Annotated in this window: 10 protein-coding genes; 4 read left to right on the top strand and 6 right to left on the bottom strand. The window is 45.5% G+C overall.

Translation table 11 applies throughout. The features are described 5' to 3' along the window. Nucleotides 1–682: 682 nt before the first annotated feature. Complete coding sequence (nadB, locus tag BACCOPRO_RS10245; protein WP_008143367.1) at nt 683–2,266, bottom strand: L-aspartate oxidase; 1,584 nt, start codon at nt 2,264–2,266, stop codon at nt 683–685. Nucleotides 2,267–2,342: 76 nt separating this feature from the next. Here nadB and BACCOPRO_RS10240 point away from each other — a divergent pair, with 76 nt between their 5' ends. The 4 genes from BACCOPRO_RS10240 to dacB are packed head-to-tail and all read left to right on the top strand — an operon-like array spanning nt 2,343 to nt 5,989. After that, nucleotides 2,343–2,759 (top strand): PH domain-containing protein, encoded by a 417-nt coding sequence (locus BACCOPRO_RS10240; RefSeq protein ID WP_008143366.1) that lies wholly within the window; start codon nt 2,343–2,345, stop codon nt 2,757–2,759. Between the two features lie 30 nt (nt 2,760–2,789). Then, on the top strand, nt 2,790–3,185 hold the full coding sequence (locus BACCOPRO_RS10235) for a hypothetical protein (RefSeq protein WP_008143365.1): 396 nt from the start codon (nt 2,790–2,792) through the stop codon (nt 3,183–3,185). 37 nt (nt 3,186–3,222) lie between these two features. Next, the gene (gene lpdA / locus BACCOPRO_RS10230; RefSeq protein ID WP_008143363.1) at nt 3,223–4,566 is read left to right on the top strand and encodes a dihydrolipoyl dehydrogenase; all 1,344 of its coding nucleotides are present in this window, start codon (nt 3,223–3,225) and stop codon (nt 4,564–4,566) included. A 13-nt stretch (nt 4,567–4,579) separates the two neighbouring features. Next, entirely contained in the window at nt 4,580–5,989 is a 1,410-nt protein-coding gene (gene dacB / locus BACCOPRO_RS10225) for a D-alanyl-D-alanine carboxypeptidase/D-alanyl-D-alanine endopeptidase (RefSeq protein WP_040311365.1), read from the top strand. On the opposite strand, the gene BACCOPRO_RS10220 is transcribed toward dacB, so the two are convergent. The 5 genes from BACCOPRO_RS10220 to BACCOPRO_RS10195 form a co-directional block, all read right to left on the bottom strand. Beyond that, entirely contained in the window at nt 5,986–7,119 is a 1,134-nt protein-coding gene (locus tag BACCOPRO_RS10220; protein ID WP_008143358.1) for a DUF4934 domain-containing protein, read from the bottom strand. The genes dacB and BACCOPRO_RS10220 overlap by 4 nt on opposite strands. 64 nt (nt 7,120–7,183) lie before the next feature. Next, nucleotides 7,184–7,678 carry a hypothetical protein gene (locus BACCOPRO_RS10215; RefSeq protein WP_008143352.1) on the bottom strand — a complete coding sequence of 165 codons (495 nt, stop codon included), beginning with the start codon at nt 7,676–7,678 and terminating at the stop codon, nt 7,184–7,186. 144 nt (nt 7,679–7,822) lie between these two features. After that, on the bottom strand, nt 7,823–8,986 hold the full coding sequence (locus tag BACCOPRO_RS10210; RefSeq protein ID WP_008143350.1) for an acyltransferase family protein: 1,164 nt from the start codon (nt 8,984–8,986) through the stop codon (nt 7,823–7,825). A 55-nt stretch (nt 8,987–9,041) separates the two neighbouring features. Continuing rightward, entirely contained in the window at nt 9,042–10,106 is a 1,065-nt protein-coding gene (locus BACCOPRO_RS10205) for an acyltransferase (RefSeq protein ID WP_008143349.1), read from the bottom strand. 607 nt (nt 10,107–10,713) lie between these two features. Beyond that, nucleotides 10,714–11,853, bottom strand: a complete 1,140-nt coding sequence (locus BACCOPRO_RS10195; protein ID WP_008143346.1) for an acyltransferase — start codon at nt 11,851–11,853, stop codon at nt 10,714–10,716. Between the last annotated feature and the right edge of the window lie 40 nt (nt 11,854–11,893).

Raw genomic sequence — 11,893 nt, 5'->3', positions numbered from 1 at the left:
GCGGGATTGACAGACAGACCGCTTTACAGGAAGATGGGAATATCCTTTGGATCTTCGAGGTTGACAGATAACCCGCTTAGTGGAAGCTGTAAGCTTTTGGGAGCTCTGTCCGGTTCGGACGGTAGAACGGCAGTATTTGAGGTTCGTCTGAGAATTGTGGGGCATTGAATAAGCTCTTATGTTTACATAATGGAAGATATCAGCCATAAAATATCTGCTATGGCGTGGGATAATGTCCTGTTATCTCCGGTAAGCCTGATGCTTCTCAAATAATTTTTCCCTTTTTCATCCCCTGACAGAAACGTAAATAGTAATGTCTGGAACTGTTGTATGGATGAATTATGGTCGTGCTGATGTATAGTTGAGATTTGTTTTTCATCAAAGATGGTATATATTTTCCTTGTAAGGGTCTGTTGTGGCAAGAGCCTGTCTTTTTTGATTTCCGGAAAGAATGGGATGTGAATGTATAAATCCTTGTTTTTATTTAATTAAATGTCTCTAAGGGAAAAATGAAGGCAAATCAGACGGCTTTATTCATAGTGGGTTATTCAGCATATTAAAAATAGATCCAATGTCAGTATGTTGGTAGCTTCTTATTTCATGGCGGAGACTGAGGAAATAATATAGAAACAGGGGCCATCTCAAATTTGAGATGGCCCCTGTTTCTATATTGATTTTCTGTTTAATCCTTTTTTTCTGTTCCGGCATGCGGATAATCAATTGTGTAATGTAATCCGCGGCTTTCTTTCCGTTCCATGGCCTGTCGGGTTATCAGATAACCTACATTGATCATGTTTCGTAATTCGCAGATCTCACGCGAAGCTTTTACGCGCTTAAATAGGCGTTCTGTTTCTTCATACAAGATGTCAAGTCTGTTCCAGGCGCGAACCAGTCGGAGATTGCTTCGTACGATACCTACGTAAGATTCCATGATCTGGTTAACTTCTTTCATGCTTTGAGTGATCAGAATACGCTCTTCGTTGGAAATAGTTCCTTCCTCATTCCATTCAGGAATATCTTCATTGAAATCATAGCGATCCATGACGCTGATAGCATGCTTGGCAGCAGCATCCGCATATACGATGGCTTCTATCAGTGAATTGGATGCAAGTCGGTTACCGCCGTGCAGTCCGGTGCAGGAACATTCGCCCAGGGCGTACAAGCGCTTGATGCTGGACTGACCGTCCAGATCCACTTTGATACCTCCGCAAAGGTAGTGTGCTGCGGGGGCAACCGGAATATAATCCTTGGTGATATCGATACCCAGACTCAAGCATTTTTTATAGATATTCGGGAAATGCTTTTTGGTTTCTTCCGGATCTTTGTGTGTTACATCCAGATAAACATGATCTTCTCCGCGCTGTTTCATTTCACTGTCAATGGCACGGGCTACGATGTCACGTGGAGCCAGAGACAGGCGTGGATCATATTTCTGCATGAATTCTTCTCCGTCCAGATTCTTCAGAACGGCGCCATATCCGCGCATGGCTTCCGTTATCAGGAAACTGGGACGGTCGCCCGGATGATAGAGAGCTGTGGGATGGAACTGAATAAATTCCATGTCTTTAACAGCACCCTTTGCACGGTATACCATGGCAATACCGTCACCTGTTGCTACCAGAGGATTGGTTGTGTGATTATAGACAGCTTCACATCCTCCAGTTGCCATTACGGTTATCTTGGAAAGGAATGTATCCACTTCACCGGTTTTTTCATTCAGAACATAAGCACCGAAGCATTTGATTCCCGGAGTGTGTCGGGTAACAATGATGCCCAAATGATGCTGCGTAATGATTTCAACAGCATAGAAATTACTGAAAACCGTAATGTTAGGATGCTTCTTGACTGTTTCAATCAGGCTGTTCTGGATTTCAGCCCCTGTATTATCCTTGTGATGCAGAATACGGAATTCAGAGTGTCCGCCTTCTTTGTGAAGATCAAATTCCCCGTTTTCCTTTTTATCGAAATTGACTCCCCATTTGATCAGTTCTTCAATTTGGGAAGGAGCATTCTTAACTACTTTTTCAACAGCAGCAGGATCACTGATCCAGTCTCCGGCCACCATCGTGTCGTGGATATGTTTTTCAAAATTGTCCACCTTCAGATTTGTTACAGAAGCAATACCACCCTGTGCATAGTAGGTGTTGGCTTCTTCCAGTCCGGCCTTGCAGATCAGTGCAACCGAACCTTTATGCGCCACTTTCAGCGCAAAGCTCATTCCGGCAATTCCTGAACCGATAACGAGAAAATCGAATTTTCTTACCATGATTAATGCGTATTTTCGACAAAACTACAAAAAAATTACTATCTTCACGAGAAATTATTAAATATCTGCATAGATAATGAACAGAACTTTTCATTCAAGGGTAGGAGCGGGGTATTGGTTACTGATGGCAGCTACCGCCTTTTTGCTATTTGACTTCTTTTGGTTTCACGAGCTGCTGCTGACTTTGTTGCTGGCCATTGTGATGATTTTTGAGATTGAGATGCTGATCCACACGCAATATGTAGTAACGGCAGAGGGAAATCTGCAGATCGAAACCGGCCGTTTTGTACGGAAAGCCACGATACCGTTGGAAAAAATTATGTTGATTCAGCATGTAAAAAGCTGGGGAATAGCTCCCGCTTTATCTCCGGTACGCCTGAAGATCAGTTATCAGACGGAGAAAGGAAAAGCTTCTGTACTGGTTTCCCCGAAAGGAGAAGATGATTTCATCCGCTGCCTGATGAAACGCAATCAGGCCATTCGGGTGGAATAAACAGATAGAAAACTCAAAACAAATAAAGATATGGTACGGAATTTTAAGATGCGCAAGATCGCCATCTGGAACTGGCTGTTTGCGCTGGTTATTATGATTGCCATCGTATGGACTGTCTGGGAAACTAACGATTACTGGAATCTTTTTCCCCTGGTTCTTCCGATTCTGATTGTTATCGATGAACGTATGACCCGCATTCAGGTACGCGACAACGGAGACATCTGGATCCGTCGCGGTTTGAGCGGCAGTGTCAAGGCGTATGGAGTAATGCGTATCATCAAGCAGAAAACCAAGAAACCCTGGAGCCGCGGCAGGGTGCTTATCTATTATACCAAAGGATTCATCAATGTAGATCCGGCCGATCTGAATGGTTTCATCCAGTGTGCCCGTGAAAGAAATCCGCACGCAGAATATTTTGAAGAATAATCTTTATGCATAACCTTATGTACTATCTTATAACCTTATGAAATACCAAGTTGCAATTATTGGCGGAGGACCAGCCGGATATACGGCGGCCGAAGCAGCCGGAAAGGCCGGGCTTAGCGTGGTCTTGTTCGAGAAAAAAAGTCTGGGAGGTGTATGCCTGAATGAAGGATGCATACCGACCAAAACCCTGCTGTATTCAGCTAAAGTCTATGATTATGCAAAGCATGCTTCCAAATACGCAGTCAATGTTCCCGAAGCGTCCTTTGATCTGGCCAAGATCATAGCCCGGAAGTCAAAGGTCGTGCGCAAGCTGGTTTTGGGCGTCAAATCCAAACTGACAGCCCATCAGGTGACACTGGTTCAGGGAGAAGCCTGCATTGTTGATCCGCATACCGTCCGTTGCGGAGAAGAAACTTATACTTGCGATCATCTTCTGATCTGTACCGGAAGTGAAACATTCATACCTCCCATTGCCGGCATTCAGGAAGTAAACTACTGGACTCACCGTGATGCACTCGACAACAAGGAAGTGCCCCGTTCGCTGGTCATTGTAGGCGGAGGAGTAATCGGCATGGAGTTTGCCGCTTTCTTCCAGACCCTTGGTGTGGAAGTGACCGTTGTTGAAATGATGGATGAAATTCTGGGCGGAATGGATCGGGAGCTTTCCGGTCTGCTGCGGGCCGAATATACCAAACGCGGCATAAAATTCCTGCTGCACACGAAAGTGACCGGAGTCAGCCAGATCCCCGAAGGCATAACCGTGACTTATGAACAGGACGGAACGGAAGGAACCGTATGCGGTGAAAAACTGCTGATGAGTGTGGGAAGACGTCCGGTGCTGAACGGATTCGGACTTGAAAACCTGAATCTGGAACTGACGGAACGCAGAAATGTCAAGGTTGACGAGCATTTGCAGACCTCTGTTCCGGGCGTATATGTATGCGGTGACCTGAACGGAGTATCCCTGCTGGCACATACTGCTGTCCGTGAAGCAGAAGTGGCCGTCAATCATATTCTGGGACGGAACGATGCGATGAGCTACCGTGCCATTCCCGGTGTAGTCTATACCAATCCGGAGATTGCTTCTGTGGGCATGAGTGAAGAAGCCCTGCAGGCATCAGGTGTTTCATATCGGACCGTGAAGCTTCCGATGGCCTATTCCGGACGTTTTGTAGCCGAAAACGAAGGCGTCAACGGCGTGTGCAAGGTGCTTCTGGCCGACGATGATACCTTGCTCGGAGTACATCTTCTTGGAAATCCGGCATCTGAACTGATTGTCATGGCCGGAATGATGATTGAAGACCGGCGTAAACTGTCTGAGTGGAAACGTTACGTCTTTCCGCATCCGACGGTAGGTGAAATATTTCGTGAACTGATTTAAGCAAGGAGGCATTATGAGGAGACGGATAGAAATAACTTTACTGATGTGGATCTGTACCTGTTGTCTGCTGGTGGCCCGTCCGCTGGCCGGACAGCTGGACTCGTTATTGTCCGTCACTCCTCTGATGCGGACTTCCGAGGCAGGAATAGCCGTTTATGACCTGACGGCGGGTACTTCCGTGTACCGTCATCAGGCCGACAAACTTTACCGTCCGGCTTCCGTTGAGAAAGTCATTACTTCGGTTACGGCCCTGTCTGTTCTGGGAACCGGATATACATTCCGTACGCAACTGGCTTATACCGGAACCATTGAACAGGACACCCTGAAGGGCGATCTGTATGTGATCGGAGGTTTCGATCCGGAATTTATGGAGAGCGACCTTGTCCGACTGGCCGATGCAGCCGGACAAGCCGGAATCCGCGTCATCAAAGGCCGTCTGGTCGGCGACATATCACTGATGGATTCTGTTTACTGGGGACCCGGATGGTCGTGGGACGACACGCCGGAATCCTTTCAGCCTTATCTGTCTCCCCTGATGCTGAACCGCGGATGTGTGGATATTACCGTTTCTCCGTCGGCTAAGGGAAAGCCAGCCAAGGTAACGGTTCTTCCCCAGTCTGACTATTATGAACTGGACAACCGTACGCTCAGCCGTACTCCTTCTGCGGGGAAACTGCGTATCACCCGCAACTGGCTGACCAACGGCAACCGGATCATTCTGACCGGTAATGTGACCGGTCCCTATACACGGACTTTGAACCTGTTTGATTCATCTGCCTTCTTCATGCAGAGTTTCTGGAAGCGCTTGCAGACAAGAGCCGTAGAGATCAGTCCCGACAGCATCGCCTATGGGGTATGTCCGGACGAAGCTTCCCGGCTGTATATCCACGAACGTCCGCTTGATGCACTTCTGAAGCGGGCCCTGAAAAAGAGCGACAATCTTTCTGCCGAAGCCCTCTTCTACCATGTCGGACTGAATGCTTCCCGGGATAAACGTTCCATCAGCAATGCCGACGGACAGCGGGCCATCCGTCTTTTCATGGAAAAGTCAGTGGGAATTTCTCCCGAAGACTTCCGGATTGCCGACGGAAGCGGTGTTTCTTTATACAATTATGTATCTCCCGATCTGTTGATGGCCTATCTGCGTTATGCCTACGCTCATCCGGAAGTATTCCGTCCGTTCTACGATGCTTTGCCGGTGGCCGGAGTAGACGGCACGCTGAGCTACCGCATGCGGGGAGGAAAAGCCTTCCGGAATGTACATGCCAAAACCGGTACCGTGACGGGAGTCAGTTCACTGGCAGGCTACGTTCATGCTTCGAACGGCCATCTTCTGGCCTTTGTAATCATCAACCAGAATGTACTGAAATCCCGTGAAGCCCGTACGTTCCAGGACCGGTTCTGTGAGATACTGGCGCGTTAAAGGTTGCCGACAGAATAAATGATCAGGCAACAGCCTCCCCGGCTCAGGATATCTTCCGCTTCCGGACTTCCTTTCTGGAATCCGTATGCAACGAGATTCCTGTAAAGCTCATAATTGTCATTTATGTAGCCTACAAAATGATTTCCCATCGTACCTATGATGTTGATCGGAATATTCTTCGGACATACTTCTGAATTGCCGAATATCTTGTTGCTGGCGTTGACGGCAAACATCTGCTGGCCCTGACCGGCGATACTTATTTCTACGATATTATAGCCGTCAACCACAAATGGGGTTTCAGCCAGCAACTGCCATTGGCCGGAATTGGCTTCTTTCAGACGAGACTCGTTGTCGCGGGGAAACGGACGGGAGAACAGGATGGGATGAAAAACGGGATCTTCTTTCCGGGAGAAAGTAAAGAAGCCATCATATTGAAAGGAATGGAAAACAATGTCGTGTTTGTACCGGGTAAAATACCGTGACTTGCCATAAAGTTCCGTATATTCTTTTTCCACTGGCAGATATTTGTCTGTAATTTGCCAGTGACTGTCCGTACGCCACACGGCAAAGTCTACGGGTGACGGTGAAACCTTTACGTCAGGATTGTTATTCAGACAGGTGAAAAGAAAGTCATTGTCATCAAATGCTTCCATATCCCAGGCTACGAAAGGAACTTCCGTTTTTCCCATGAAAGTTCCCTTTTCAAGTGTATAGCGGGATATTTTATGAGAAAAGTTATCAAGAATATATATGGAAGTAGGAGTGACAGTAAATGTTGCGATTTCAAGATATTCTTCCGGTCCCTGTCCCTTTTCGGAAATCTCATACAAGAACTTACCTTCGGTGGAATAAACCTGCAGAACAGCTTGCCGGCGGCTTCCTATGACTATAAAGCTGTCAACAACAGACAATTTTGAGATTTCGTCGATAATTCTTTGGTCGCTATTCTGCAAGGGAAGCCAGCTGACCGAACTGATCACTCCGTCCGGCAAAGTGTCAAGCGGTTCTGTAAATAGAAGAGAATCGGCAGTCGTTACATTGGATAAGTTGTTTCCGTCTTTGCGTACGGAGCAACCTGCCATAGCTGAAATCATGACAGATATTAGTGTCAGTTTGCTTAATGTGTTCATGGTTGTTAGGATTTTAGTTGGTAGAATATGATGACAGGGTTATCATTCTCTTTTAAATTGCATATTATGTTTTTTCATTGTATAGTAAATTACAATATCTTCTCAGAGTAAATCCTGTACACGTATATTCTTCAGCAGAAAGGCTTTTCCAATAAGAGACAAGTACATGCTCATTGTTATCTCCGAAGATATGCGGGCAAACCAGTTTCTGGGTAACCATAGTATATATATTGTTATACATCATTGCAGTGAAAAAGAAATTTTCTTCTCCATTTTCATCTTTCCATATACCTGGTTCGTTTACTCTGTAAAGATTCGGTTTAAAACCGGATTCATCTGGCGATACAGATATAGTCTGTTTGTACTCCGTATTCAGAATACTGTTGGAACTTTCGTCGTAAGGAATTCCTTCAACCAGATTTTCACCAGACTGGTTCTCAAATGCTATTGCTATATTGTAATAATAGAGATGAGTTTTTAATATGGTTACATCCTCCTCCTTACATCCGTAGGATGTAAGGAGGAGCATTGAAAGGCATAGTAAAATAATCTTTTTCATAACTTTAATTTTTTAAGGTTGCTTTTATAGGTCTAGTAAAGTTATAAGAATTAAACGATTATTCCAAATTTTCTATACTCTTTCTGTAAATATACTTTTATTTGAGCGCATGATTGGGGAGTATCGAAAGAATAATGCCTTAGCCTACAGCGAACGTTTCTTCATAAATCTGCGGTTTAACCATTTTCTGACAGGTTCGTCGTAAAGTTTCAGGCAGAGCCAGGCCGTCAGGATGCTTCCGAAATATACCGCTGCTGCAACCGGCCAGGTTTCTCCGAGGGTATATTGTCTGGTCTCTATCAGCCAGGAATAGAATACATACATGATCGGGTAGTGTACGGCATAGAGCGGATAGGAGATATCTCCGAGGAATTTGCAGATGCGGGTGGACTGCTTGTCGGTTGTCTTGCCGGAAGCACCGATGCATACCAGAACGGGGAATATGACTGCAATACAGATCATTTCGAATACACCGTTTAGGCAGACGGGAGATTTTCCTTCAATGTAGGGAACACAGAAAAGAACGAGCAGGACGATTGCGCAGATCCAGAAAGCGCCTCTTATCTGGAACGGACGGAAGTTTCTTGATATCAGCATGCCCAGAGTGAAAGGAAACAGCATCCGGAGCAAGCCTCCCAGGAAGTTCTGTCCGTCGAGTGTCCATCCCACTCCCAGCATGCCGTATCCTACGACATCGAACAGTGCAAATCCTGCCAGTCCCAGTCCGAGCAGAACGACCAGAACGGTCAGTGCCTTGTTGCCCAGACGACGGATGAAAAGTGCATAAAGCAGGTTGCCGATGTATTCGAAGAACAGCGACCAGCTTGGTCCGTTAAGCGGAAACATTTCTCCGTTGCCCCGGATGTCGTAGCCTGCTCCCGGATAGGCGGGAATAAAGAACAGAGACAGCAGCAGGGTCAGCATGACCATGGAGGTTGCAACGTGCGTTCCGTCCCATTTCACACCTCCCTGTACGAAGAAGGCAATGACACCGATCACGGCGCCCATTACGATCATGGGATGAAGGCGGATCAGACGTCGCTTGAAGAAATCTTTCATTGTCAGCGTCTTTCCCCATCTGTCGTCGTAGGCATAACCGATAACGAAGCCGGAAAGTATGAAGAAGAAGTCTACTGCCAGATATCCGTGGTTGATGGTTGTGATCAGTGTTCCTCCTCCGGCAAAGGAGAATCCTTCGAAGATGTGATAGAATACGACCAGCAGGGCGGCTACGCCTCTCAGTCCGTCAAGAAGTTCATAGTGCGGCTTTGTATCTGTGAAAGCCGATGATGCAGTAAAATTTTTCATTTTGGATATATGTTTATTTTAGGTTAATGTATATGAATGCCTTGTGAATATATTCTTATCCTATATATTTATTGATGCCGGGTATCAAATACAGCAGGCTGATTATCAGATAGGAACAAATGAAACATATCGTCGTTATCAGAGGAATGTTTATATATATAGGTAAGTCTGTCTGACTGATGGCCGGATGCAGATACTGGACAATTATCAGATGAATGAAATAGACAGCATAGCTCTTCCGGGAGAGGTCTTTTATAAATCCGGCAGTCAGGCCATTCTGTTTCCAGTGTATATTCTTGATCAGGGAGAATACTCCAAAAGCCATGAGTGAAATATTGATGGCACAGAAGCGCCATCCTAGTTCCAGTTCGCTTACACTGGTTGCCACATTTATTCTGTATTGGTAGAAAAAGGCAGTAAACAGATACCCTGTAACGATGAGAATGAGGGATGTCCGTGAGGATAAACTGTTATAGCGTCTGATGTAAAATCCCAGTATGTAATAGCCTGCAAACCCTGTAAAATAGTACAACATTGGGGAGGGATTCCAAAAGCATTCTCCCAATATGGCGGGGAAAACAAGATGAATGTAGGGGATGCAATTGGTGAATCCCCACAAGCAAAGATATCCCTGCAATTGTTTTTTGGAACATTGTTCCAGCCAGGGTGATATGACTGGAGTCAATATATATAGTCCCAGAATCATATAAATAAACCATAAATGTCCGACTTCTGTTCCGAAGTTGACGGGAATATGCAGAATGTTGTTGATAACATCTTGTATTGTATCGTTGCGTTTGAAATAGTAGTATATGGCATACACAATACACCATATGACGAAGGGGTAAACCACACGCAGGGCTCTTTTGCGGAAAAATTGCGTAAGATCACTTTTCATGGGTAAAAGGAAATATCCTGATATCATGACAAAAAGTGGTACCTCTATAGGGGTAAGGCTGTTTATCCAGCCGATCATGGTAATGTCAGGGCTGTTATTGATTGTGAAATCAGGCTGTATATAATAGCACTCCGTTACATGTTGCCATATGACCAGAAAACATGCAAGGGCCCTTAATATATCCAGTTCGTACTGATAGTTTGTTATATTCCTATGAATCATTATTATATTGACGTTGATTGTGGTTTTCTCCGCAAAGGTAGGCAATCGCAGTCAATAATAATTTGTCGCAGATCAAATTACGCTGTTCTTCTGTCTGTTGCATTGATTTTTCTGATCGGGGATTTTCCTGACAGAATGTTTCTTTTTCCGCTTTTGGGCTGACTCCCTGTTGAGGCATTTTGCTTCATTGGGGAAGAGGTATGAATGGAAACCAGATAAACATACAGGTCTGTACCCGAAAAAAGGGATAAATATGCGGATTTTCCCGGTTCTGACTGCATACCTTTGCTGAAACTTGCAGACGATTCAATGAAGATGACTATTCGTTTTGCCGATAATGTTTAGACGTTTCGTCTGAAACGTGCAGACGAATTTCCGGAAAGGTCTGCAAACGGATGAAAAAAGGAAGGCAGACCTTTCCGGATTCGTCATTTTGAGCTGGAAGGAGTCTCCCGGAAGTGTTAAATTTTGATCTAATCAACAATGGTACAGGGAGATATCCGAAAAATCGTTCGCGAAATCAGAATGGCCCGTCCTTCAGGACGTGAATTCCTGATTCTCACGGGCCGTAAAAAGCAAAATGTCAAAATGAAATCATTTCCCTTCGTCATCCCATGATCCACCTTCCTATGTTGCCTGATTTTCTGACTGTATAGACAAATATCCAGGTTACGGACAGCAGCAGGATTGTGCAGACTATCATTTTCAGCATGGTATGTATCGGAAGTGATTCAACCAGCATGTAACAGGGGCCCAGAAACAGATAGTGTGACATCCAGATCCCCAGCGTGCATGTCGAGATGTTTACGGCAAAACGCCTGGTTCTTTCTGATCGTATTTTCACTTTCTGCATGGCAAGAAACAGGGGAAGTGTCATCATCAGTACGTTCGGGCTGCAATAGGTAAAAAACAGTTCTACCAGTTCCACCGGTTGTCCGGGCACTGCAGTAACCGATTTGAAGCCCAGAAAAGTGATGCAATATCCTGTGATAAAGACGGGCAGGCCGAAAGCAATGAGTCTGCTCCAGCTGATATTAACAGGGTTGTTGATAAGATAATGCCCCAATAGCAGGTAACCGTTGAGTCCCGCAAAGTAATAAAGAAGCCCGAATTCATTCCATGAACAGGTTCCCCACAGGTCTTTTGTGAGATATTCTCTCAGATAGGGAATGAAGAGAGAAACAAACCACAGCAACAGGAAGAATCTTTGTTCCCGGACAGAGGCTTGCCGGACCCAGGCAGAGAATATAGGCATGTAAAGATATAAACCGATAAGAAGATAGACATACCACATCTGAACCGCCAGGAGAGAGAAGTTGAAAGGAATCATCAGAATGTGATGCAAGGCTCCGGAAAATGACTGATCGGGTTCGGCCCAGGCAAAGAAATCGTTGATGACGGTTGGTGACAGCCCCAGCAATCCGGTTATCCAGGGGAAAAGGTTATAAAGGACTGACCAGATCAGAAATGGAACGACGATCCGGGTAAGACGCTTGCCGTAAAAGGTGGAGAGATTCTCTCTGACAGGCAGGAGCAGGGCGCCGGTAACCATTACGAACAGTGGAATGGCGGGACGCATGAAGGAGCCGTAAAAGCTTCCCCAGAGATTGTACCAGGGTTCTGAACGTTCGGCCGGAGTCACATTGTCGGTACAGTGGACAGCTATCATCATGAAGATAGCGATGAATTTCACAAGATCAAGCCATATAATTCGCTTGTCGCTGCTTGCATAGGATGGTTCTTTCATTGTTTTTTGCAACAAAAATAGCCACTGCCGGGAAGTGTTT

This window comes from Phocaeicola coprophilus DSM 18228 = JCM 13818 (genome assembly GCF_000157915.1).
GTDB lineage: Bacteria > Bacteroidota > Bacteroidia > Bacteroidales > Bacteroidaceae > Phocaeicola > Phocaeicola coprophilus.
Note: the sequence above shows the minus strand (reverse complement) of the source record. Positions and strands in the feature narration are given on the sequence as shown.